Here is a 23,686-nt window from a genome sequence, read left to right as displayed (position 1 = left end):
ATTGGTATTGAGCTTAAAATATGCTAAGTGTCCATTTTTTGACGCGTAAAGTCAGTTTTTTGTTGTTATTTTGACTTTCCATTAGTGGTTTTTCTTAAATGTCAAACCTCTAATGTGTATATTTTTGTGTTGAAAAGTAAACTTATATTTCAAAAATGAAAGATAAGGATTGATAAGATAAATAAATTCTATCCGTAGGCATTTTTACTAAACGTGAAAGGTTTATGCACTGCGGTATATTATTAGCAGATGTCGGTTATCGAGTATGTTAACCAGTTAGGATGATCAGCTATTCACTACAATTGGTATTAATAACGGTATACGGAGTATAGAGAGAGGAGTTATAAAATAGGTGGTAAGTGTATTTTGATTAAGAGTTGAAAAAATAAAGCAAGCTTAATTGAGTGGGGTGGTCAGTGGCTTGCTCTGATTTTTTGTTTATCTTTCTTATAATTGTCAACAATCAATTAGTATTTGCGATTAAAGAAATTGCACCAATATAACAACTAGCAACGCATTCACCACACCCATTACATGAGTTGCTAAGTGTTGGCAGATGATTGGTTTCTATCATGATGGCATTATTAGGGCAATCGTCTTTGCATTCTTGGCAATTATCAAATAATCGAGCATTGCAACTATGACTAAACTTAGGTCTCCATCCTGTATCTTTGTTATTGAGTAGATTAAGAGCCTGCGTTGGACAAGCTTCAATGCATGCTTGGCAGAAGGTGCAATGATTTAGACTTAAATCCATTTGTGGTCCATTCGCCGTCATTGCAATAATACCTTGTGGGCAAATAGTCACACATTCAGAGCAAAGGTTGCACATGCGTTCAAACAGTGATGATTCAACAGCACCAAGAGGGCGTCCAGCATTTACTTTAGAAGATCCAGTTTCTTCTATTGATTGTGTCACCCCTCGAGAAACCGCCTTAAAAAAACCGCGACGACGGTTATCAACCTCTATTAATTCATCACGATGTAATTTCATTTATATTGTCTCTTGCCAATAATTACGACGCTCTAGTACCGTGAGACATTGTTCTTCGCAGTAGCATTCTAGCCACCCTAGTGATATTTCAGCTAATTGGCGATAAAAATCCGTTTCAGCGTGAATTCGCATCAGATTTAGCATCGTTGGGGCAAATGGCATTAAATGTTCACTCAATAATTGGTTAGCACCATTAATGTCTTCTTGCTCTAACAATAAAGAGACAAGCATAAACATTAACCCAATGTGGTCTTCTGGCTCTCGTACACCTGTATCACAAGCCAATGCTTTGCTGCGCATGAATTCACGAAGCTCAAGAGTCGAAGTACCAAATAAGGCATTTTCTTTATCCAAGTAAGCAGAGCCCCAAGGTGGTGATGGCATATCACCGCTGCCTTGTAATAATTGAAAAAAATCAGCGTCTAGCATATCAATATCACTGCTCTTTATCAGAGCTAACAAATTATTAAAAACAGTGTTGTCGAGTGTAGATGTTGAATTTAAAGTCTTCTGTACTATTTCTGAGCTCGGAGAGTTAAAAAGTAGCCCGCCAAGTAGTCGAAAAACGGTTGGTTCATTTTGCATTTTTTTGTTTCATTGTGTTTGTAATTTAAGGCGCAATAAATAACACAATTACAGAGTATGAGCCAATAGAAATAAATAAAAAGAGTTATATGAATTTCTTTTCTATATGGTGCATTTAACTTTAAAAGTGTCAGTTAGCGCATGTTTTTTACTAAATAATGAAAAGTATATTGAAAAATGACTAAATAATTGATTAAAAGCAATGTTTTGTATATCACTTAAGGGGTAAAAGGTGTGCAACAAAAGCAGGTGCTTATTTTTTACTATCTTATAGAAGTTATTTTGATGAAAAAAACACTAAAAACTTTGATTTCTACAGGGCTAACAAGGCGTGATTTTATTAAATCATCTGGTGCCGTTGGCGGATTAGCAGCAACAGCAAGCGCGATCACATTACCTTTTAAATCGTCTCCTGTTGCAGCAGCAACAAAGCAAGCTACAGATGAAAAAATTGTCTGGAGTGCTTGTACGGTAAACTGTGGCAGCCGTTGCCCTTTACGTATGCATGTTGTAGATGGTGAAATAAAATGGGTTGAAACCGATAACACCGGTGATGATGAATACGGAAATCATCAAGTGCGTGCATGTTTGCGTGGTCGTTCAATGCGTCGCCGAGTGTACAATCCTGACCGATTAAAATACCCAATGAAGCGTGTTGGGGCTCGTGGAGAAGGCAAATTTAAGCGTATTTCGTGGGAAGAAGCTTATGACGAAATTGCCAATAACATGAAGCGAATCATTAAAGAACATGGTAATGAAGCGATTTACTTAAACTATGGCACGGGAACATTAGGTGGCACAGTAACCAAATCGTGGCCACCAGCGGGTTCTCTTATTGCCCGAATGATGAATTTAAGTGGTGGTTATTTAAATCACTACGGCGACTACTCAACCGCACAAATCAAAGAAGGGTTGAATTATACCTATGGTGGCTGGGGTGCAGGTAACTCATTCTCAGATTTAGAAAATACCAAGCTTATTGTTCAATTTGGTAACAACCCAGCAGAAACTCGTATGTCAGGTGGTGGGCAGATCCATCACTTAATGGAGTCAAAAGCGCGTTCTAATGCAAGAATGATCATGATTGACCCTCGCTACACAGATACAGCGGGAGGACGTGAAGATCAATGGATCCCAATTCGTCCAGGTACTGATGCGGCATTTATAGCAGCAATGGCCCATGTCATGATCAAAGAAGACTTAGTTGATCAGCCGTTTCTTGATACCTACTGTGTAGGCTACGATGAGAAAACCCTGCCAGCCTCTGCGCCAGCAAAAAGTGATTACAAATCGTACATTCTTGGTGATGGCCCTGATGGCATTGAAAAAACACCAGAGTGGGCAGCTCAGATCACAGGAATTCCAACGGACATTATCATTAAAGCCGCGCGTGAAATTGGCTCAACTAAACCTTGTGCTGTATTCCAGGGCTGGGGTTTGCAGCGTACGGCTAATGGCGAAATCGCATCACGTGCTATTGCAATGCTAGCGTTACTTACCGGAAATGTTGGTATTAATGGTGGTGGTACAGGCGCTCGTGAATCAGATTACAACATCCCCTTTGTGCGCTTCCCAACATTGTCTAACCCGATAGCGGCATCTATTCCAATGTTTTTATGGACAGATGCGATCGTACGCGGCACAGAAATGACGGATCTTCGTGATGGTGTTCGAGGCGTAGAAAAACTGCGTTCACCAATCAAAATGATCTGGAACTACGCAGGTAACTGTTTAATAAACCAACACTCAGACATCAATAAAACACATGAAGTTCTGCAAGATGACAGCGCATGTGAGCTTATTGTCGTTATAGATAACCACATGACGTCTTCTGCGAAATACGCCGATATCGTACTGCCAGATCTAACAACTTCAGAGCAGGCTGATTTCTGTATGGACACTAAGGCTGCAAATATGCCTTACTTTATTTTTGCAGATAAAGCGATTGAGCCACAGTTTGAAGCCAAAGGTATTTATGAGATTTGTTCTGAGATCTCAGCACGTATGGGCGTTGGTGAGCAGTTTACAGAAGGTCGAGATCAAGAAGGTTGGCTGCGTCACTTATACGCCTTAACTCGTGAGCAAGATCCAACGCTGCCAGATTTTGAAACCATGCGTAAAATGGGTATCTACAAGCGTCGTGATCCAAATGATCACTTTGTCGCATATAAAGATTTCCGTGAAAACCCAGAGAAGAACCCGCTGACAACGCCATCAGGGAAAATTGAAATTTATTCTGAGCGTTTAGCGCATTTAGCAGCGACATGGGAACTGCAAGAAGATGAAGTGATTCACCCATTACCAATTTATGTATCAACATTTGATGGTTGGGATTCGAAAAAACGTGAGCAATACCCACTTCAACTAACAGGGTTCCACTATAAAGCACGCTGTCATTCCACTTATGGAAACGTAGATATTATTAAAGAAGCGGCTCGTCAAGAAATGTGGATTAACCCAATTGATGCACAATCTCGAGATATTAAAAACGGTGATTTAATCCGTATTTTCAACGAACGTGGTGAAATGCACATTCCAGCAAAAGTGACCCCGCGTATTTTACCAGGTGTTGTCGCATTGGGTGAAGGTGCATGGTACGCACCAGATAAACATAAAGTAGATAAAGGCGGTTGTATCAACGTATTAACCTCACAACGTCCAAGTCCACTGGCTAAGGGTAACCCTCAGCATACTAACTTAGTTGAAGTACAACCGGTAAAGAAGGCATAAAGGTAAAACATGAAACAATACGGATTTTATATTGACTCGAGCAAGTGTACTGGTTGTAAAACTTGTCAGCTTTCTTGTAAAGACAACAAAGACTTAGATGTTGGTGTTAACTTTCGTCGAGTATATGAATACGCCGGTGGCAACTGGGTAGAAGATAACGGCACATGGCGCCAAGATGTATTTTCTTATTACGTATCAATGGCGTGTAATCATTGTACAAAACCTGCGTGTACTAAAGTGTGCCCAAGTGGGGCAATGCATAAGCGTGAAGAAGATGGCTTTGTTGTTGTTGATACTGAAAAATGCATCGGCTGTCAGTATTGTGGTATGGCGTGTCCTTACGGCGCACCACAATACAACGCAGAAAAAGGCCACATGACCAAGTGTGATGGCTGTTATGAGCGAGTGGCTGAAGGCCTACAACCAATCTGTGTTGACTCTTGCCCATTACGAGCTCTTGAATTTGGTCCAATGGACGAGTTGCGTGAAAAATATGGTGAAGTTTCTGAAGTTGCCCCATTACCAAAGGCATCACTGACTCAACCTAACATTATCATCAAACCAAACCGCCATGCTCGTCCTTGTGGAGATACCACAGGCTACTTGGCAAACCCAAAGGAAGTGTAATATGGCATGGCATGAATGGCCGCTAATTGTATTTACAGTTTTAGCGCAAACCTCTGTTGGTGCATTTTTAGTGCTAGCAACATTATTGTTAACAAAGCAACTGTCTTCGGACGCTGAAGATCGTCTTCATAAAGCCATGTTTGGACTTTGGGCTATCATGGGATTGGGTTTTCTTGCCTCTGTGATGCACTTAGGCAGCCCTTTTCGAGCAATGAACGCGCTTAACATGCTGGGTAGCTCATGGCTATCAAATGAAATAGCATCAGGCTGCGGATTCTTTGCATTGGGGGGATTATTTTGGTTACTGTCTGTATTAAACAAAGGCAATCAAGCCCTGCGTAAAGGTTTACTTATTGGCGCAATGATCATTGGTGTCGTATTTATGTACTCAATGATCATGGTTTACATGATTGATACCGTGCCAACGTGGTACACAAGCTTAACTCCTGCGGCCTTTATTTTAACAATGGTCGTGAGTGGTTTTGCTTTAGCGCACACACTGCTTGCACTATCGAATAACAATAAAGCATGCACAGACAAAGCATTGTCAGTCATGGGGCTTATTGGTTTATTTGCTGTGGTTATTAGCGTAATGCTACTGTCTGTACATCTTGGTGAAGTGCAAACAAGCGCAACATCAGCATTGGCTGTTGTCCCTGAGTATGCGTCTATTCAAACGACACGTTTAGTGCTTTTATCATTAGGCCTCCTATTATGGATTGCACCTGTTATTCGTAATAAAGCGATAACGGCGGGACCAATGAGCATTGCCTTCGTATTAATTTTGTTATCAGAATTAATGGGACGCGGCGTGTTTTATGGAATGCACATGACCGCAGGTGTGTGATGTAATAACCACGAATTCTGAATAATAAAATACTGTTATTCAGTAACGATTTAAGCCTGATACTCAATGGTTAGTATCAGGCTTTTTTTATAATTTCAGGTATCAGAAACGATCGCAACAACACTAAATATTTGACGCGTTATACTAGATTATTGATAAAATAAGTTGGGTTTAATGTGCTTGAGAGTGGGTAATAGGCAGCAATAAATAATCAATACTTGAAACATAAGAACATTAACGAAAGCTAAGGTACTATGTAGTCACAAGGATGGTTTATAAAGGATTATTGTGAGCTGGATATTATTTACGTTATTGGCAGCATTTAGCCAATCATGGCGCAATGCGTTTCAAAGTCGATTAAGCAAAGAAATGAACGTGACTGGCGTTACCTTGTCACGTTTCTTGTGGGCAGGTCCGTTAGCTGTGCTCTATTTGTTTGCTCTGTATTATTATGATCCTGTCTCTATTCCGACGTTTACATCGCATTCTTATCTCTACATTATTGGTTCATCCATCATGCAAATAGTCGCGACGGGGCTAATGGTGGTGTTGTTTAAACAGAAAAACTTTGCGATTGGTGCTGGTCTTGCAAAAAGTGAAGCGCCTGTTGCTGCGTTTTTAGGTGTTCTTTTCTTTGGTACCTCATTATCACTATTAGGCTGGGCCGGCGTGGCTGTGGGAGCCATTGCGGTCTTTATGTTGAGTTGTCCAAATGGAATAAAAAGTATTTCTCTAAAAACCGCATTAATTGGACTCGCGTGCAGTACTTCTTTTGCTTTAACGTCACTCTGGGTACGTGAGGCGAGCCTTACCATCGACTTACCGTTTCCACATCGCGCAGCTTGGGTGTTGTTGCTGGTGATTTGTTTACAAACAATATTACTTGTGGGTTACATGTTAGCTAAAGATCGTAAGACATTAATAACGATGTTTACCAAACCTAAATTGGTGGTAATGACTAGCATAGCAAGCTTTATTGGCTCCCTTGGCTGGTTTAGCGCTATGTCACTGCAAACCGTTCCTTTAGTTAAAACACTAGGCCAAGTGGAAGTATTCTTTACTATGTTGATTTCTTTCTTTTGGTTAAAAGAGGGGATTAAGCGTAAAGATATGCTGGCGTTGCTTTTAATTGCTATCGCGGCAGTGTTGGTGATGTGGTAAAGGGGACTGTCCTTATCCCCTTTATCAGCTCTATGACTGAATTCGGTCTTGTAGTTTTAATAATTTCTGAACATCAGATAGGGGCATAGGCCTTGAGATAAGGAAGCCCTGGATTTTATCAACTCCACAGTCGGCAACAAACTTAAACTCTTCTTCTGTTTCAATGCCTTCAGCAACAACGTCACACTCAGCAATATGTCCCATCTTGGTAATTAATTGATAAAGCTGCTTTCCTTTTGGCGTAGTTGCGTCTAGTAATAAAGAGCGATCTAATTTGATCTTATCAAATGGGTATTTTAATAGATGAGGAAACGAGGCGTAACCCGTTCCAAAGTCATCCATAGCAATCTTTATTCCGTACGATCTTAAAATTTCTAAGGTACTCAGTAGATTATCACTGTTATTTAAAATAGCTTCTTCGGTAATTTCAACTTCTAACCATTGTGGCGGGATAGAAAAGTACTCTAATCTGCTGATCAAATGCTCTGCAAATCCCTCTTCTTCTATTGAAGCAACAGAAATATTGATGGCAATACGTTGATTTTGAGAAAGGGGCATTTTTTGCATATCTGCCAAGACTTTATCAATAACTAACTTGTCTAGTGTAGGCATCATTTTTAGCAGTTGAAAATCACTAATAAAGGTTGGAGGACAGATATTTCCAGCACTGTCTTGATAGCGTAATAAGGCTTCAAATGAAATGGCGTCTTTTTTCACAATCGGTTGTAATAACTGGTAGTACATTACAAAGCCATCTTTATGAAGCATTTGAGATAAACGTTTTTGAGCAGATGAGTGCACTAAGCTGCTTGCTGCAGACGTTCTTACATTGGTTAATAAGTGCTGAAATATTGATTTCTCTACTGAGGCATTTGTAATCGAAGATTTATTATGCAGCGCATATTTACCGGCAAACGCAAGGTAGAATGGGCGGTAAACAAATATACCAGTAATAATAATGACAAGCTGTAGTAGGGTGCCTTCAATATTATCTCCCATAGCAATATAGCCACTAAATAATGGAGGTGTCATCCAGTCAACGATATTGGTGACAGGTGAGATGATACCTGAGAAGATCGCTAAATAAGTCATTAAAAAACTGATTATAGGCAGAGCGACGAATGGCACAATTAGCAATGGATTAAAGATAATAGGTAAGCCAAATAAAAGAACTTCATTGATATTGAACATAACCAAAGGCAAGGCGGTTAGGGCAAGCATGATATGGTTTTTCTCTTTAGAAAATAGCAAGATACATAATAGTAAGCTTATCGTATTACCTGATCCTCCCATCGATAAAAAAGCATCGTAAAAGCCCTGGTTAATAATATTAAGGGAAGCTTCACCTGCAGCCCATTCCGCCATGTTTTGTTGTGTATCGGCATAGATAGTCTGTTTAATCGTAAACAGCATATTATGACCATTAATACCAATTGCCCCCAGTAGTCCGAGTATCGTTTGATATACGATCCCGCCAGAGAAAGTTAAAGGATCGGCATTCATACTGCCAATCAATGCAGTAAAATAAGTGACTAATTTAGCCATTATTTTAGACAAAAATAAGGCTGAACTAGTAAAGAGAAAGAAATGGAAAACATGCTTGAATAAACGGGATGAAAAATCGAGAGATTGTGGTTCAAGCTGCTGTAAATTGAAACGATAGCAATATAAATAGGTAATCGAGGCGCTTAGTAATGCCAGTAATGGATTATTCGGAAAGTTAAAAGACGCCGATAAGCTACCACTTTCTATTGAGAGTAGATAAAAAAGAGTAACGGAATAAATAATAAATGATGCGCTACTAAAGGTTGTCTTATGAGATAAATAATACCCTGCAATAACACAAAATGAGAGTGGATAAATATTGATCAATAGGTTAGACAAATGAAAAAATAAATTTGAAGCGGCAGCATAGTCGAGCTGATTAAAAGTGTGGCCCAAAAGTACGGCGATTGCATTAGAGAGTGTTAAGGGAAGTAATAATAGTGCAATAGCAGAAAGATCATAAATATAAGAATGAGAAGCTAAGTGGCTAGCTTTAAATTTTTGATGTGATGATCTGATAAACGCTAAGAATGCGGAACTAAACAGTTTTGAGTTCAGGTTTGTTTTCAAATGAAACTATTCCCATAGGTGATGGTTTTACAAGCTCGAATTTAGTCGGTGAGTCATGCTGTGCCATCAGTAGCCAATAAAAGAGAGAAACGCTTAATTTTAATTATATGTGCTTTTTTAAAAGCGGCAAATTCTTACACAGAGATTATCAGGTTACTAGCTTTTGTTTGTGCTCTTAGTCATTTTTTTAATAAATATTTTAATCTATTTTTCATTCTAACCATTTGATTAATAACTTTTTTAGATATAAAAAAAGGCGAACCAAGTGGCCCGCCGTTTGTTTGTACTGGTTTTTCTTATAACTACAGAATATTATTCTGCATAATTATCAATACTTGGACAAGAACAAATCAAGTTTCGATCACCATACACATTGTCTACACGGTTAACTGTTGGCCAGTATTTAGAGGCTTTTGCTTGACTTGATGGAAAACACGCCACTTCACGAGTATATGGATGCTCCCAGCTATCAGACATCAAATCGACTTGTGTGTGTGGTGCATTAACAAGTGGGTTATTGTCTAGCGGCCATTCGCCTTGCTCAACTTTATTCATCTCTTCACGAATCGCAATCATTGCCTCACAGAAGCGATCAAGCTCTGCTAAGTCTTCAGATTCTGTTGGCTCAATCATTAACGTGCCCGCCACTGGGAATGACATGGTTGGCGCATGGAAACCAAAGTCCATCAAACGTTTTGCAATGTCTTCTTCACTAATACCTGTTGCTTCTTTAAGCGGACGGATATCAATAATACATTCATGAGCAATGCGGCCATTGGTACCACGGTACAGAACAGGGTAGTGCGGACGTAAACGCTCCATTACGTAGTTGGCATTTAATATCGCCACTTTAGTCGCTTCAGTTAGGCCGACTTCACCCATCATAGCAATGTATGCCCATGAGATAGGAAGAATAGAGGCACTGCCTAGATCCGCTGCAGAAACCGCGTAATCTGACCCTTGAACGCCGTTTTCAGAGTGACCCGGTAGGAAAGGTGCTAGGTGAGATTTAACACCAATAGGCCCCATACCCGGACCACCGCCACCATGTGGAATACAGAAGGTTTTGTGCAAGTTTAGATGAGAGACATCAGAGCCAATAAAGCCCGGACTTGTTAAACCAACCTGTGCATTCATGTTGGCACCATCAAGATACACTTGACCGCCAGCTTCATGAACCATATCGCATACTTCGCGTACTTGCTCTTCGTATACACCATGTGTAGAAGGATAGGTGATCATGATACTTGATAAGTTTTCTTGGTGTTTAGCGATTTTTTCAGCTAAATCGATCATGTCGATGTTACCGTTGTCATCACATTTCACCACAACCACTTTCATTGACACCATTGACGCCGTTGCTGGGTTAGTTCCGTGTGCAGAGCTTGGGATTAAGCAAACATTTCGATGAGCTTCACCACGGCTTTGATGATAACGCTGAATGGCAATTAGACCTGCGTATTCACCAGAAGCACCAGAGTTAGGCTGTAGAGAAAATTCATCGTAGCCTGTAATTTCACACAGCATTGATTTTAATGATGTTGCTAACGTTGTGTAGCCTGCGGCTTGGTTTAATGGTGCGAATGGGTGAATACCACCAAATTCAGGCCATGTTACCGGAAGCATTTCAGCCACAGCGTTTAACTTCATGGTACAAGATCCAAGCGGGATCATACCGTGAGTTAATGAGAAATCTTTGTTTTCCAGTTTTTTCAAGTAACGCAACATTTGTGTTTCGCTGTGGTGCGTGTTGAACACTGGGTGGGTTAAGAATGAAGAAGTACGACGACACGCTTCAGGGATAGCAGCAAACTCATCTGCACCGACTTCATTAGAAAGCGTATCACACTCTGCATTATCAACACCAAATACTGTTAGTAGTGCAACTAAATCAGAAACCGTGGTGGTTTCATCAAAGCTAATACCAAGCTGAGTATCAAACTTACGTAAATTGATGCTTGCTGCTAATGCTTTAGTGTAAAGGATGTCTGTTTGTTGCTCAGTTTTAACGGTTAACGTATCAAAGAAGCTTTGATGCGCTAGCTCAAACCCTGCTGATTGAAGTGCTTTTGCAACAATAGCCGTGAAATGGTGTACACGACGAGCAATGGTTTTTAAACCTTCAGGACCGTGGTAAACCGCGTAGAAAGAAGCCATGTTTGCAAGCAGCGCTTGAGCCGTACAAATGTTTGATGTCGCTTTCTCACGACGAATGTGTTGCTCACGAGTTTGCATTGCCATACGCAGTGCTTGGTTGCCTTTTGAATCAACTGATACACCAATGATACGCCCCGGCATTGAGCGTTTTAGTTTTTCGCGCGTAGCCATGAATGCTGCGTGTGGGCCGCCGTATCCCATTGGTACGCCAAAGCGCTGTGCACTACCAATCGCAATATCTGCACCCATTTCACCCACTGGTTTAAGAAGCACAGAAGCAAGAAGGTCAGTAGCTACAATAACTAAGGTTTTTTTCGCTTGAGCTTGTTCAATCAGTGTTGATAAGTCTTTTACTTCACCCGTTGTGCCAGGGTATTGAAGTAGGGCACCAAACACATCATGTGAATCTAAGTTTGAGTCAGTATCAACAACAACGTCAAAACCAATGAATTCGGCACGAGTTTTAATCACCGCTAGTGTTTGTGGGTGAACATCATCTGCCACAAAGAAGGTATTACTCTTGCTCTTTCCACCGCGTTTACATAGCGTCATTGCTTCTGCAGCCGCCGTTGCTTCATCAAGTAAAGAGGCATTGGCAATATCAAGGCCGGTTAAATCCATCACCATTTGTTGGTAATTTAATAGCGCTTCTAAACGACCTTGAGATATCTCTGGTTGGTAAGGTGTATACGCGGTATACCAACCTGGGTTTTCTAATACATTACGCAAAATCACATTCGGTGTGTGCGTGTTGTAATAGCCTTGGCCGATGTAACTTGTATTGAGCGTGTTTTGTTGAGCGATCTGTTTTAACTCAGCAAGCATGGCATTTTCAGAAAGGCCGTGAGGTAACTGCATTGGCTGAGGTAAACGAATTGAGCTTGGTACGGTTTCTTCGATTAATTTTTCTAGTGTTTCAGCGCCAACCGTATTGAGCATATGTTGATGCTGTGAAGAAGCGGGACCATTGTGGCGGCGAATAAACTCGTTATCCGTGCCTAATTGTTGAAGAAGCTGACTCATGATCTTAATCCTTTAAATTATTTTTATTCTTCTTCGATGCTTTCAAGGTATTGATCGCCCGGAATTAGGCTTTCTAATTGACCTTCATCAGACAGTTTAATTTTAGCAATCCAACCACCTTCATACGGTTCTTCATTAACAAGTTCTGGACTGTCTTCTAGCTCTTCATTGATTTCAACAATCACACCAGAAACAGGTGCATAGATATCAGACGCTGCTTTTACTGATTCAACTAAAGAGAAGTTTTCTTCTGCCGTTACTTCGTCATCTACATCAGGTAGGTCAACAAATACAACATCACCAAGTAGTCCTTGAGCGTGGTTTGAGATACCAACGGTTACTGTACCATCACCATTATCACGAACCCATTCGTGGCTTGCTGTAAATTTAAGATCTTTTTCCATGATACTTCTCCAGTGTGAATTGTCTTAAGCGAATTATATTAAGTGGAACTCAACAAGGTGTTATCTGTATTAATAACGACCATTAGATTACATCTGGTAAACATACAAGTGTGAAATGCAACATTCAACCGTCAAGTTTCCAATAAGAAACTTTGTTTCCCATTTTGCTACCTAGCGCACTTTTTCAGCATTCTTGTTGCTTTTTATCTCGCAATTTTCTCCTGATAAGATGAGTATTACAAAGGTAGATTGAATACTTAATGAGCAAGGAGCGCCGTTTGAGTAATCCTCAGAATGTTATGGCAGAAGCAAAAATCGTTAAAGTTGAGAAAAATAACGAAGAGCAATCGATTGCACCGCTTGATCTTGGTAAGCGATTAAAAGACATCCGAATTCAACTTGGATTAACATTAGAAGAGGCGAGTAAACGAACTGGACTTGCTCGCTCTACGTTATCAAAAATTGAAAACGAACAGATTTCACCGACATTTCAGGCCCTGCAAAAATTGGCGAGCGGCTTGGATATCGATATTCCTCAAATATTTGAGCCGCCGAAACAAAAAGGGGCGGTAGGGCGTCGAGATATAACGCTTTCGCAGCAAGGTAAGCCTCACCCAACGGCGACCTATGAGCATGAATTATTGGCAACACAATTATCCAATAAAAGGATGATGCCATTTAAAAGTCGTATTCGTGCAAGAGACTTTGATGCTTATGCCGAATGGGTCCGCCATGACGGAGAAGAATTTTTATTGGTTCTAGAAGGTGAGGTTTGTTTTTACAGTGAATTTTACGAGCCAGTCAATTTAGCGGTAGGGGACAGTGTTTATTACGATGCCAGTATGGGACACGTATTGGTATCCATCAGTGAGAAAGACGCTCATATCCTCTGGGTTACCGCTAAGTAACCTGCAATCGATGAATCACAATCCACTATTTATTAGAAACCTAGATCCCAAGAATAACCGACACACTTAGCCAATATCAGGCAAATGGAGAAAGAAGAATGTCAGAACAACTAAATAAAACGGCACTTTTTGATATGCACGTCGCTGCTGGCGCAAAAATGGTCCCTTTTGCAGGATATGAAATGCCTGTTCAGTATCCCCTAGGCGTAAAAAAAGAACATCTTCATACTCGTGATGCCGTTGGCCTTTTTGATGTATCGCATATGGGGCAGCTTCGCTTAAAAGGTGAAGGGGCTGCTGCTGCACTAGAAGCACTAGTACCTGTTGATATTATTGATCTTCCTCCTCAAAAACAACGCTATGCATTTTTCACTAATGATGTGGGCGGTATTATGGATGACTTGATGGTGGCTAATTTTGGCGATTATCTGTTCGTGGTCGTGAATGCCGCGTGCAAAGAACAAGACATTGCGCATCTACAAGCAAATCTTCCTGAAGGTGTTGAGCTTGAAGTGATTGACGATCGTGCTTTATTGGCATTACAAGGCCCACAAGCGGCTGATGTATTATCTCGACTTCAACCGTCAGTTGCTTCTATGTTGTTTATGGATACAGCAGTTATTGAGATTAATGGCATTGAGTGTTACATCAGTCGCTCTGGTTACACAGGTGAAGATGGCTACGAAATCTCAGTACCAAATGATAAAGCCGAAATGCTTGCGACTGCGTTAACTTCTTTTGAAGAAGTGGAGTGGATCGGACTTGGAGCGCGAGATTCGCTGCGTCTTGAATGTGGCTTATGCTTATATGGTCATGATTTAGATACAACAACGACGCCAGTAGAAGCAAGTTTGCTGTGGGGTATCAGCAAAAATCGTCGTTCAAACGGCGAGCGTGCAGGTGGGTTCCCTGGTGCGGATATCATTTTAAAGCAGATTGAAACGAAAGATGTTAATCGTAAACGTGTTGGTTTAGTGGGACAGAGTAAAGCGCCAGTACGTGAAGGTTGTAAGTTATTTGATGCGGCTGATAATGAGATTGGCATTGTGACCTCAGGTACCGCAGGTCCAACAGCAGGAAAGCCAGTTTCTATGGGGTATGTAAGAGCAGATCTAGCCATTATTGGTACAGAAGTGTTCGCAGAGGTTCGTGGTAAAAAATTAGCAATGACGGTAGAGAAAATGCCGTTTGTACCGCAACGCTACTATAGAGGTTAGTTTATTAGAGCTAGAGGCTCCTAATCACGCTAATAGAAATGAATGAATAGAGCAAAAAGAGTATATAGCTATGCTCTTTTTTTTGTCTGTGAAAAAAGTGCAAGTACGGATTTCTCTTTATAAAGTAGAAGATAGGTCTGATTTTTGAAATTAATTGTACACTGTGCATATTGGTCTATCTATATGAATTTCAAATCTTTATCGCAACTCAGCGAACGCTTGTATGCTCGGAAAATGTTTGCAAAAAAACGTGACCTGTAACACAATTATATACATGGCACTTAAACATTGTTTTTACGATTAGATATCAAATAAGGTTTCTCTATGAAGGTTGTCGATTTTCTAAAGCATAAGCGTGAATATCTGGCGAAACATCCCTTTGAATTAAAAGATTGGATGTCACCAACCATTAAAGATTACTGGATTGAATTTTTAAATAAAGCCAACAACATTCACATTATTTCGTGGGTTAAAGAGCATAAGCGCGCTGTTAATGAGCAGCAAAGCGCGGCTGTTCAACCTGAGCCAATTGAAATGAACTTAGATACTCAAGCTGTATTTGAAGAGTTAACCGCTCGTTTGGGCGAAGAAATCCATATTGGCGATTGGTCAATGATGGATCAAGAACGCATTAATAGTTTTGGTGCAGTCACTGAGGATATGCAATGGATCCATACTGATCCAGAAAGAGCATCAGCAGAATCACCATTTAAAACACCGATTGCACATGGATTTTTAACTTTGTCTATGTTGTCAAAACTAACGGATAACGTAGGTAGTGATAATTTACTGTTCCCTACGGCTAAAATGACCGTAAACTACGGTTTAAACAAGGTACGTTTTCCATATCCTGTAAAAGCGGGTAAGCGAATTCGAGCAAGAAGTACGCTAATGTCGGTAACGCCGATCAAGCGTGGCTTAGAAATTGAAACTGAAGTGAAAGTCGAAATCGAAAAATGTCGCCGTCCAGGTTGTGTTGCTGTATCTGTAATACGTTTATACTTTTAAGTTTTTCGATTAGCTTGTTTTAAAAACTGCTTATAGTAGAAAATAAAAACGCGTTAACCTAGCTAAGGTAACGCGTTTTTTTGTATCTGTAATTCTTGTTCACTACTGGCATTGGTATTACTAGGCAACTTGTCGATTGTTATGATTTGCACCGCGTAGCATGGCTTGAACTAATTCCGTAGCTTCAAATTTCGTTAACGCTTCATGAGCCCCAACTTGATGTGCTTGCTCAACACAGATCTCACTTGATAGGGAAGTATGAAGGATCACATAAGCGTCTTTTAATCTAGCGTCATTTTGGATTTCAAATGCTAATTCATAGCCATCTAATCCCGGCATTTCAATATCGCTTACCACGATATTATATGGATTCCCTTCATCAGAAGCTTTCTTTAGCATTTCATAAGCATCTAATCCGTTTATTGCGACTTGGTAAGGGATATTAATGCTATCTAATGCTGTTGACAGTTGTTTACGAGCAACAAAAGAGTCATCAACTAATAAGATATTTAATGGCTTTAGCTTTTCTCTTTCTACATCAGATAAAATTGGGTATAAATTTGAGGTATCTTCTGGGTAGATTTTTGATAATAGAAGCTCAACATCAAGCAGCTGTACTATGTTATCTTCAACACGAGTTATGCCTGTTACAAATACATTAGACCCCGCCGTTTTTGGTGAGGATTCAATTGCTTTCCAGTCACACTCAATAATTTTATCTATTGCTCTTACTGCAAAGCCAACGACAGTGCGCATACAGTCGGTGATGATAATATAGCAATCTTTAAATTCGTCTTGATGAAGTGCTCTAAAGCCAACTGCAGCAGACATATCAATGATTGGAATTGCCATATCACGAATGGTTGCGGTCCCTAATACGTGGTGGTGCGAGTAGGGAATGGAAGTCAACGCTTGAAAAGGTACGATCTCACGAACTTTCAACGTACCAATAGCAAAACGTTGAGTTAGCGTGAGTTTAAAAAGCAGCATACCTTGCGATTGATTCGCTTTGCTTTTCATAAGTAATAGCCTTCTGAAAATGATTATTTTTATGAATCTAATTGTAGTTTTTTTGAGACAGTTTTTAAAGGTGAGACTATCAATTGATAGCGAATAAACGATATAATTAACACTAATTTATCTAGAATCATTTTGAGGTATTCATGGCTAGCACTGCAGCTGCGCTACACATTCTTGTTAAACATAAAGAACAAGCAGAAGACATTATTCAGCAGCTTAAAAAAGGCGCTAAATTTCACGTATTAGCAAAGAAATACTCGAGCTGCCCTTCTGGAAAAAAAGGCGGTGATTTAGGTGAATTTAAGAAAGGCCAAATGGTACCGCAGTTTGATAAAGTGTGCTTTAGTGGTGAAACTCTTGTCCCGCACCTAGTAAAAACTAAATTTGGTTGGCATGTAGTGAAGGTGCTTTACCGTACTTAAATAGCCAGTTAAAAGTCGTATTACAGATACAAAAAATCCGACGTTTGGCGTCGGATTTTTTTATGAAGGAACAATAAGGTTTTAGCTTAACGCTCCCAGTATGCTTCTTCTAAACAATCTTCACGTTCAGGCATTGATTTAGATAAACGTGGTGAGTGTTGAGTTAATACTTCGTAGCTTGCACGGTTTGAATACTTACAAATTTGAGAGAAAGAAGAGTAAGTTAAATATTCTGCATCGTGCTTACTTGAGTTTGGCACATTCTCTTTATGGTAGTAATTTGCAGCCATGTCATGAAGTAAAGCAGATAATGCTGCATCGCCTGCACCATTAGTGTTTTTAATCTCCATTGGGCCACCCATGTAAGGGGCAATGTGAGAAGACACTTTAATTGGTTTGGTACATTGTGCTTTCATCATTGGGCGGCTGTATTCAAAACGGTTGAATTCAGGGATGTTACCTGGAAGAAGTGGCTTGTCCGTTTCGCGTTTAATGCTTTCTTCTGTAAAGCCAGCCATGTATAAACCAACAGGACCCGCAGTACAAAGTACTAAGTCAACCCACTCTAATGCTTTATCTGCTGCTAGTAGGGGATCTTTCTCACCAGTAAGGGCTTCAGCTTCTTCTTCGTTCATTGCAACAACCGTTACATTTTCTTTTAAGAAAGCTTGCCACCATTCTGCTTTGCCTTCGATAACGTACTTAGTGCCTAGAGTTAGAACTACAGGAACGTTATGAGATTTTGCACAATCAATCGCTTTTTGAACTGCATCCATCATAGGATCGCCTTCTTTACCACGAACTAGATAAGAAGAAATCACTAAAGCAGAGGCTTTTTCAAAGATATGCTCAGGAACGTGAGCAGGGCACAGTTGGTTCATGTCACCTTCATTGATTGCAAATGTGCGTTCGCCATCTTCAGAAATCAAGGTGTAACAACGACCGATAGGGCCTTGAACTGGTTGTAGGTGATCTAAGTCCATACGGCTTGTTGTATTACATAAGTAACGATAAGCGTAAGAGCCGATTTTGATGTTTTCACTCATAACGCCAAGCAGGATAGATTTGCTGTCTGCTAACACTGAGTAGTTATGTAGGGTATTACCAATGGTATCACCAGGATACTCATGACTGATCAAGTTTCTTTCAAACAGTTCTTTATATAAAGCTTCTGCTTTTGATTCTTCAAGAACCAGTGAATGACCTTTACTTAACTGGTGACGCGCTAAGAAATCATCATCGACTTTAGCTTCAATATCGACGATGGTTTGACCAACACCAATAAGGTGGGTGCGTTCAAGTTTAGGCGTTTGTTTGATTTGATTCACTAATGGATCGCGAGTGTGAACAGGAAAATAGTGTTTAGACTTACGTTGGCCAGGAAACTTCATGAATTAAAGATCAGTTAATAAGTGAATTTTCCAAGATTATATCACAAGTTTTTTCATTAACGTTCATCAATCGATTAAAAAAATGAGATATAGATCACTCGTGATTTTTAATCGATTACCGCAAACGTTTACTTTATAAAAATAGCTTAAAATCTTATCAGAATGATGGTTTATATATTCTGCTGTTTAAGTGTGGATTGTTAGAATTATATTTTGTTTATTCTGTCATTTTGCGTGAAGTGTTCTGTTTGTTAGCTTTTGTTTGCAGATTTATCAATAGTATCATAAAAAAAATTGAATTATCAGGCTTGCAGAATAAGTTTCCGGCCCTATAATACTGAAAACCGGAGCGCCTGCCAGCGCCCCGGTTTTTTTGTGCCTGCTATCTTGGATTGTTAACTGCCTTCTGCCAAAGGCAACAAGAGATAGTAGAGCCACTATCGATAATACGAGGAATTTATCATGCGTATCGAACAAGAATTAAAGTTAGGCTTCAAAGATGTACTGTTTCGTCCTAAGCGTTCAACACTGAAAAGTCGCTCTCAAGTCGAATTAACCCGCGAGTTTACATTCAAACACAGTGGACGTCAATGGTCTGGTACACCAGTAATTGCAGCTAATATGGATTCTGTTGGTAGTTTCGCTATGGCTAAAGCGCTTTCTGAGCACGGTGTAATGACGGCGATACATAAACACTACACTGTTGAAGATTGGGCTGGTTTTGTAAAAGAGAACGATGCATCTGTTCTTAAAAATTCAATGGTTTCTACGGGTACATCTGAAGCAGATTTCCAAAAGACAAAAGATATCATGGCATTAACAGATGACTTAATCTTTATTTGTATCGATATCGCAAACGGTTACTCTGAGCATTTAGTTCAATATGTAGAGAAAGTACGTGCTGAATTCCCAGACAAAGTGATTTCTGCTGGTAATGTTGTTACAGGTGATATGGTTGAAGAACTAATCCTAGCTGGTGCTGATATCGTTAAAGTAGGTATTGGCCCAGGTTCTGTATGTACTACACGCGTTAAAACAGGTGTTGGTTACCCACAACTTTCTGCAATCATTGAATGTGCTGACGCAGCGCACGGCCTTGGTGGTCGTATCATTGGTGACGGCGGCTGTTCATGTGCTGGTGACGTGTCTAAAGCGTTCGGTGGCGGTGCTGATTTCGTAATGCTAGGCGGTATGCTAGCTGGTCACGAAGAGTCAGGCGGTGAAGTTATCGAGCAAGACGGTAAGCAGTTCATGAAATTCTATGGAATGTCTTCACAAAGCGCTATGGACAAGCACTCAGGTGGTGTTGCTAAGTACCGTGCAGCTGAAGGAAAAACCGTACTATTACCATACCGTGGTACTGTTCATAATACGATTTCTGACATCCTTGGTGGTGTACGTTCAACGTGTACATACGTAGGCGCGGCGCAGCTTAAAGAGCTAACTAAGCGTACTACTTTCATCCGAGTACAAGAGCAAGAGAACAACGTTTTCGGTAAAGAGTAATAGCTCGATACTTCGGAAATAACGAATAATTAAAGGTCGCATTGAGCGACCTTTTTTTTGGTTTAAAATTGGTAAGTGGCGATACAGATTATTATCAATGAGTAAAATGAAGCGTATTTTTTAAGAAGGATGTTTTATGAAATATATGATTGTTCAGGTGAACATATTTTGACAATGACACCTAAGGTTAACAACAATCTAGATAGTAAGATTGAGAGGGTTCTTATTGTAAGTAGTAAGCATATCTCATATAGGATTAGGGTCTTCCTATGGTGAGATTCAAGTACATTATCCAGATATTAACGTTTCACCTGATATCGAAGCAATTGTTGTTACGCTAGATAGTAAAGAATCATTAATTATTGGTATTAATAAACAACATCTTTTTAGTCATTGGTGGGATGAGAAGAGTAAGCGAGTTAATCTAGATGGAATACCAAAGGATGCTAAAATTAGCTCTTTTGTAGTTTGGTGGGACGAAAGTATAGGTAATAGGTTAATCGAAAAAATCGATTGATAAGTGATAAAATAATCGTTATTTGTAATTGTTTTACCGTGTTATAAATTGGCTGAAATTTATAAATTAAGGATAATTTCATGTTTAATAAACTGTTACTTACTACACTATTGGCAGTGTCATCAGGAGCTAATTCAGCGGATCTATCTATTGAAATGAAAGATTTAGAGTCTGGAAATACAGTAGGTTATATATCAGCAGTACAAAATGATTATGGCGTTGTATTTACTCCATCTTTATTAGGATTACCACAGGGTTTACATGGTTTTCATATTCATGAAAATGCTTCATGCGACACTTTAACTAAAGGTGATAAAACTATTTTAGGAGGTGCTGCTGGCGGTCATTATGATCCAATGAAAACAGAAAAACATGGTTTTCCGTGGTCTAACGATAATCACTTAGGAGATTTGCCTCCAATTTATGTTGATATGAATGGTAAGGCACAACAACCAGTATTATCTCCTAGAATTACTTTGGCTAATTTATCGGGTAGATCTGTAATGATTCATGCTGGTGGAGATAACCATTCTGATCACCCGCATATTTTAGGCGGAGGGGGCGCTCGTTTAGTGTGTGGTGTTATAAAATAGTGCTTTAAAAACACTGAAGATCATTAAATAGAAAAATAAAAATTTAAAGGAATAGTAATGATTAAATATATTTTGTTTGTTGTAGCTGTTTTTATTACTTCTTTTTCAGTAAGTGCAGAAGAAAGTCTTATCAAATATGAAAGTACATATTCTGTAAAAGAAACAGCAGATAGATTTGAGTCTATTGCAAAAAGTAAGGGCTTTACTTTATTTTTAAGAGTAGATCACCAGAAAAATGCAAAAAGTGTAAATATGGATTTAAGGCCAACAGAAGTTATTATTTTTGGCAATCCGAGAGTAGGGACTCTTTTGATGCAATGTGAGCAAGAGGTTGCCATTGATCTGCCACAGAAAGTACTTGTTACTCAAGATGAAAATCAAAAAGTGTGGTTATCTTATAATAACCCTAAATATTTAAAAGAACGTCATGATATTGAAGGGTGTGATATTGCTCTTGATAAAGTATCAAATGCACTGAATATATTAGCATCAGCTACGGTTGCTGAATAATCTATAAATAAAAAGGGCCACAAATAAGTGGCCCTTTTTATTTTAAATAGGTATAGAAAAATCAATTGTTATAGTATCTTTCACCATCAATTACCCAGCTTGAAACAACGTTAGAGTCTCTTAGCTCCACCTTAATTTCGGTCATGTTTCGCGCACCTTTACCTAATAGTTCAGAGTAAAGTGTTTCTGCTTCTCTTTCTGCAGTTGCTTGGCCTTTTGTTCCTAGCTCAGCGGGTACTTTATATATAAATTCAGGTTTCATGGTAATCCTTCTCCTTTCAACTTCATTCTCCTAAATCATAACACGTTTCTTTAACAGAAGGTAAACTTATCTCTCATAAAAATAACGATTAATAAATAATTAATTATTTATCAATGATTTAAAGTGTTACTTGTTTTAATAGAAACTCATTCATGTAATCATTGTGATGGCTGGATGTATTTGCTTATTGAATTATATTGTTGCTTATATTGGGTTTAATTCTTTAAATTGAGATAAGATCTCACTTTATAAACTTCTATCATTGATAAGATGACCTCTTAGTATATATTTGGCCCTTTTATTTGACGTGAAATCATATGCAAAACAAAAAACAGAGCAATAAAATTAATAGTGAAGCGCTTGTTTTTATAAAAGTCTGGGCGGTGGTTTTATGTGTCTTTTTTGTTTGTTATTTCATGTATAACACGGTAGCTTTAGTTCGACTTGAACGTTCAGTCATTAATGACTATAAAAATATTTATTCGGTAAGTCGTCGTTTTTCTTCTTACTATAATAATGTTGATTCAGTACCTCTTGACAAGGGACGCTATAACCGTAATGGTGTCGATATAGTGGTAAATAGCGATACCAATGTCAAAGTTCTTTCTATTGGTATTAAAAAGCTTCGCGCAGAATTAGAGAAACTTATCGGTGATAGCTTATGGACTATTGCCGTTTTTCAGAATCCTTCTACTTATGTTCATTTTGACCCTTTGAGAAAAAGTTACGATTCTTTTTATAAAGGGTTGGATAATGATCAAGCGATAGAGCGAATTGTTGCAAAAGAAGACCTAAAGAAAACCTATCAATCCTTTTATGGCTGTAATTTAAAGTTAACAGAGAAGTATTTTGAAGAGTCAACGAATGCACTGATTCGTTCGATGTATTATCCCATTTACAACAAAAAGCATCTAGATTCATTGCTTATTATCGATATTAAAGCGGATTTGTTATATGACAAAGTGACTGAGTTTAATAAAGAGTTCACTACAGTAATCAATTGGCAGAGTAACAATAGCTATCAAAAATCCATATATTTGCCTTGCTCTCAGGAAGATAACATTACATTAGGCTTTTCAATTAGTGATATGGTGTATAAGTTGTTACTTCCATCGTTGTTATTTTCACTGAGTATTTTCTTTTTACGGGTGAATTACATCCGACGTAAGCATTTATTGCAATGTGACCGTATGACAGGGTTTTATCGTCGTGATTTTTATGAAAAACGTTTAAAAAGAATGAGAACTCATGCTTTGTTGATTATCGATATTGATCACTTTAAGCGTATTAATGATACTTACGGACATAAAAAAGGCGATGAGGTTATTCAAGAAGTTGCGGAACGTATTTTACATACTATCCGACGAAAAGACGTAGCAGTACGATGGGGTGGTGAAGAATTTCTGATTACATTCAAGTCGTACAGTTATCAGCAATTAGAAGCGAAAGCGGAACAAATAAGAGTTGCTATCGATTCTGAGCTTATTAAAAAGCTGCCTGTTACCATATCTATAGGTGCTGTTGCTGAGTCTGATATTTCATTTTCTGAAGCGTATAAGCTTGCAGATTCAGCGTTATATTTATCTAAAGAAAATGGCAGGAATAGAGTAACAATGGCGGATTAACTTTTAGGTATATTTCTATTATTTGAGATGAAGAAAGCCAGCGATTATGCTGGCTTTTGTTTGT

At 39.1% G+C, this 23,686-nt stretch carries 20 protein-coding genes; 12 read left to right on the top strand and 8 right to left on the bottom strand.

Translation table 11 applies throughout. From position 1 onward, the window contains the following. Positions 1-463 precede the first annotated feature (463 nt). Positions 464-994 (bottom strand): 4Fe-4S binding protein, encoded by a 531-nt coding sequence (locus PVK63_RS04195; protein WP_130086369.1) that lies wholly within the window; start codon positions 992-994, stop codon positions 464-466. Next, a complete protein-coding gene (locus PVK63_RS04190; RefSeq protein WP_130086370.1) occupies positions 995-1,579 on the bottom strand; it encodes a TorD/DmsD family molecular chaperone in 585 nt (194 codons plus the stop codon). It lies immediately after the preceding gene. Positions 1,580-1,864: 285 nt separating this feature from the next. Between PVK63_RS04190 and PVK63_RS04185 the strand changes: the two genes are divergently transcribed. The 4 genes from PVK63_RS04185 to PVK63_RS04170 all read left to right on the top strand — a co-directional run bounded on the left by PVK63_RS04185 (position 1,865) and on the right by PVK63_RS04170 (position 6,944). Further along, on the top strand, positions 1,865-4,309 hold the full coding sequence (locus tag PVK63_RS04185; protein ID WP_130086371.1) for a DmsA/YnfE/YnfF family dimethyl sulfoxide reductase: 2,445 nt from the start codon (positions 1,865-1,867) through the stop codon (positions 4,307-4,309). A 9-nt stretch (positions 4,310-4,318) separates the two neighbouring features. Then, positions 4,319-4,936, top strand: a complete 618-nt coding sequence (locus PVK63_RS04180) for a DMSO/selenate family reductase complex B subunit (protein ID WP_130043729.1) — start codon at positions 4,319-4,321, stop codon at positions 4,934-4,936. Position 4,937: 1 nt separating this feature from the next. Further along, positions 4,938-5,783, top strand: coding sequence for a DmsC/YnfH family molybdoenzyme membrane anchor subunit (locus PVK63_RS04175; RefSeq protein WP_130086372.1), 846 nt, complete (start codon positions 4,938-4,940; stop codon positions 5,781-5,783). Between the two features lie 288 nt (positions 5,784-6,071). Further along, positions 6,072-6,944, top strand: a complete 873-nt coding sequence (locus PVK63_RS04170) for a DMT family transporter (protein WP_130086373.1) — start codon at positions 6,072-6,074, stop codon at positions 6,942-6,944. A gap of 30 nt (positions 6,945-6,974) precedes the next feature. On the opposite strand, the gene PVK63_RS04165 is transcribed toward PVK63_RS04170, so the two are convergent. The 3 genes from PVK63_RS04165 to gcvH form a co-directional block, all read right to left on the bottom strand. Beyond that, positions 6,975-9,059, bottom strand: coding sequence for an EAL domain-containing protein (locus PVK63_RS04165; RefSeq protein ID WP_423734702.1), 2,085 nt, complete (start codon positions 9,057-9,059; stop codon positions 6,975-6,977). A 312-nt stretch (positions 9,060-9,371) separates the two neighbouring features. Continuing rightward, a complete protein-coding gene (gcvP, locus tag PVK63_RS04160; protein ID WP_130086374.1) occupies positions 9,372-12,239 on the bottom strand; it encodes an aminomethyl-transferring glycine dehydrogenase in 2,868 nt (955 codons plus the stop codon). Between the two features lie 23 nt (positions 12,240-12,262). Further along, the gene (gene gcvH / locus PVK63_RS04155; RefSeq protein ID WP_130043741.1) at positions 12,263-12,643 is read right to left on the bottom strand and encodes a glycine cleavage system protein GcvH; all 381 of its coding nucleotides are present in this window, start codon (positions 12,641-12,643) and stop codon (positions 12,263-12,265) included. A 299-nt stretch (positions 12,644-12,942) separates the two neighbouring features. Here gcvH and PVK63_RS04150 point away from each other — a divergent pair, with 299 nt between their 5' ends. The 3 genes from PVK63_RS04150 to PVK63_RS04140 all read left to right on the top strand — a co-directional run bounded on the left by PVK63_RS04150 (position 12,943) and on the right by PVK63_RS04140 (position 15,776). Further along, positions 12,943-13,551: a helix-turn-helix domain-containing protein gene (locus tag PVK63_RS04150; RefSeq protein WP_165371162.1), complete on the top strand. Its 609-nt coding sequence runs from the start codon at positions 12,943-12,945 to the stop codon at positions 13,549-13,551. Positions 13,552-13,649: 98 nt separating this feature from the next. Beyond that, complete coding sequence (gene gcvT / locus PVK63_RS04145; protein ID WP_130086376.1) at positions 13,650-14,768, top strand: glycine cleavage system aminomethyltransferase GcvT; 1,119 nt, start codon at positions 13,650-13,652, stop codon at positions 14,766-14,768. Positions 14,769-15,092: 324 nt separating this feature from the next. Beyond that, on the top strand, positions 15,093-15,776 hold the full coding sequence (locus PVK63_RS04140; RefSeq protein ID WP_130043743.1) for a MaoC family dehydratase: 684 nt from the start codon (positions 15,093-15,095) through the stop codon (positions 15,774-15,776). 120 nt (positions 15,777-15,896) lie between these two features. Here the strand turns inward: PVK63_RS04140 and PVK63_RS04135 are convergent, their stop codons facing one another. Then, complete coding sequence (locus PVK63_RS04135; protein WP_130048822.1) at positions 15,897-16,796, bottom strand: chemotaxis protein; 900 nt, start codon at positions 16,794-16,796, stop codon at positions 15,897-15,899. A gap of 143 nt (positions 16,797-16,939) precedes the next feature. Between PVK63_RS04135 and PVK63_RS04130 the strand changes: the two genes are divergently transcribed. Further along, the gene (locus tag PVK63_RS04130; protein WP_045103769.1) at positions 16,940-17,218 is read left to right on the top strand and encodes a peptidylprolyl isomerase; all 279 of its coding nucleotides are present in this window, start codon (positions 16,940-16,942) and stop codon (positions 17,216-17,218) included. A gap of 86 nt (positions 17,219-17,304) precedes the next feature. Here PVK63_RS04130 and PVK63_RS04125 read toward each other — a convergent pair whose 3' ends face one another. Beyond that, entirely contained in the window at positions 17,305-18,609 is a 1,305-nt protein-coding gene (locus PVK63_RS04125; RefSeq protein WP_130048821.1) for an inosine/guanosine kinase, read from the bottom strand. A gap of 462 nt (positions 18,610-19,071) precedes the next feature. On the opposite strand from PVK63_RS04125, the gene PVK63_RS04120 reads away from it, so the two are divergent. From PVK63_RS04120 to PVK63_RS04110, 3 genes are all read left to right on the top strand, one after another. After that, a complete protein-coding gene (locus tag PVK63_RS04120; RefSeq protein WP_130086377.1) occupies positions 19,072-20,115 on the top strand; it encodes a GMP reductase in 1,044 nt (347 codons plus the stop codon). Between the two features lie 597 nt (positions 20,116-20,712). Beyond that, complete coding sequence (locus tag PVK63_RS04115) at positions 20,713-21,225, top strand: superoxide dismutase family protein (protein WP_130086378.1); 513 nt, start codon at positions 20,713-20,715, stop codon at positions 21,223-21,225. Between the two features lie 57 nt (positions 21,226-21,282). Further along, positions 21,283-21,735, top strand: a complete 453-nt coding sequence (locus tag PVK63_RS04110) for a DUF302 domain-containing protein (protein ID WP_443111678.1) — start codon at positions 21,283-21,285, stop codon at positions 21,733-21,735. A gap of 61 nt (positions 21,736-21,796) precedes the next feature. On the opposite strand, the gene PVK63_RS04105 is transcribed toward PVK63_RS04110, so the two are convergent. Beyond that, positions 21,797-21,997 carry a hypothetical protein gene (locus tag PVK63_RS04105; RefSeq protein WP_130048819.1) on the bottom strand — a complete coding sequence of 67 codons (201 nt, stop codon included), beginning with the start codon at positions 21,995-21,997 and terminating at the stop codon, positions 21,797-21,799. A gap of 416 nt (positions 21,998-22,413) precedes the next feature. Here PVK63_RS04105 and PVK63_RS04100 point away from each other — a divergent pair, with 416 nt between their 5' ends. Continuing rightward, positions 22,414-23,622, top strand: coding sequence for a GGDEF domain-containing protein (locus PVK63_RS04100; RefSeq protein WP_274439872.1), 1,209 nt, complete (start codon positions 22,414-22,416; stop codon positions 23,620-23,622). Positions 23,623-23,686: the final 64 nt, after the last annotated feature.

This window comes from Aliivibrio sp. S2TY2 (assembly GCF_028765525.1).
Lineage (GTDB): Bacteria > Pseudomonadota > Gammaproteobacteria > Enterobacterales > Vibrionaceae > Aliivibrio > Aliivibrio finisterrensis_A.
Note: the sequence above shows the minus strand (reverse complement) of the source record. Positions and strands in the feature narration are given on the sequence as shown.

Bases quoted from the DNA above. Each gene is read 5' to 3' on its own strand.
- PVK63_RS04195 (WP_130086369.1), bottom strand. From the start codon at position 994: ATGAAATTACATCGTGATGAATTAATAGAGGTTGATAACCGTCGTCGC.
- PVK63_RS04190 (WP_130086370.1), bottom strand. From the start codon at position 1,579: ATGCAAAATGAACCAACCGTTTTTCGACTACTTGGCGGGCTACTTTTT.
- PVK63_RS04185 (WP_130086371.1), top strand. From the start codon at position 1,865: ATGAAAAAAACACTAAAAACTTTGATTTCTACAGGGCTAACAAGGCGT.
- PVK63_RS04180 (WP_130043729.1), top strand. From the start codon at position 4,319: ATGAAACAATACGGATTTTATATTGACTCGAGCAAGTGTACTGGTTGT.
- PVK63_RS04175 (WP_130086372.1), top strand. From the start codon at position 4,938: ATGGCATGGCATGAATGGCCGCTAATTGTATTTACAGTTTTAGCGCAA.
- gcvP (WP_130086374.1), bottom strand. From the start codon at position 12,239: ATGAGTCAGCTTCTTCAACAATTAGGCACGGATAACGAGTTTATTCGC.
- gcvH (WP_130043741.1), bottom strand. From the start codon at position 12,643: ATGGAAAAAGATCTTAAATTTACAGCAAGCCACGAATGGGTTCGTGAT.
- PVK63_RS04150 (WP_165371162.1), top strand. From the start codon at position 12,943: ATGGCAGAAGCAAAAATCGTTAAAGTTGAGAAAAATAACGAAGAGCAA.
- gcvT (WP_130086376.1), top strand. From the start codon at position 13,650: ATGTCAGAACAACTAAATAAAACGGCACTTTTTGATATGCACGTCGCT.
- PVK63_RS04140 (WP_130043743.1), top strand. From the start codon at position 15,093: ATGAAGGTTGTCGATTTTCTAAAGCATAAGCGTGAATATCTGGCGAAA.
- PVK63_RS04135 (WP_130048822.1), bottom strand. From the start codon at position 16,796: ATGAAAAGCAAAGCGAATCAATCGCAAGGTATGCTGCTTTTTAAACTC.
- PVK63_RS04130 (WP_045103769.1), top strand. From the start codon at position 16,940: ATGGCTAGCACTGCAGCTGCGCTACACATTCTTGTTAAACATAAAGAA.
- PVK63_RS04125 (WP_130048821.1), bottom strand. From the start codon at position 18,609: ATGAAGTTTCCTGGCCAACGTAAGTCTAAACACTATTTTCCTGTTCAC.
- PVK63_RS04120 (WP_130086377.1), top strand. From the start codon at position 19,072: ATGCGTATCGAACAAGAATTAAAGTTAGGCTTCAAAGATGTACTGTTT.
- PVK63_RS04115 (WP_130086378.1), top strand. From the start codon at position 20,713: ATGTTTAATAAACTGTTACTTACTACACTATTGGCAGTGTCATCAGGA.
- PVK63_RS04110 (WP_443111678.1), top strand. From the start codon at position 21,283: ATGATTAAATATATTTTGTTTGTTGTAGCTGTTTTTATTACTTCTTTT.
- PVK63_RS04105 (WP_130048819.1), bottom strand. From the start codon at position 21,997: ATGAAACCTGAATTTATATATAAAGTACCCGCTGAGCTAGGAACAAAA.
- PVK63_RS04100 (WP_274439872.1), top strand. From the start codon at position 22,414: ATGTATAACACGGTAGCTTTAGTTCGACTTGAACGTTCAGTCATTAAT.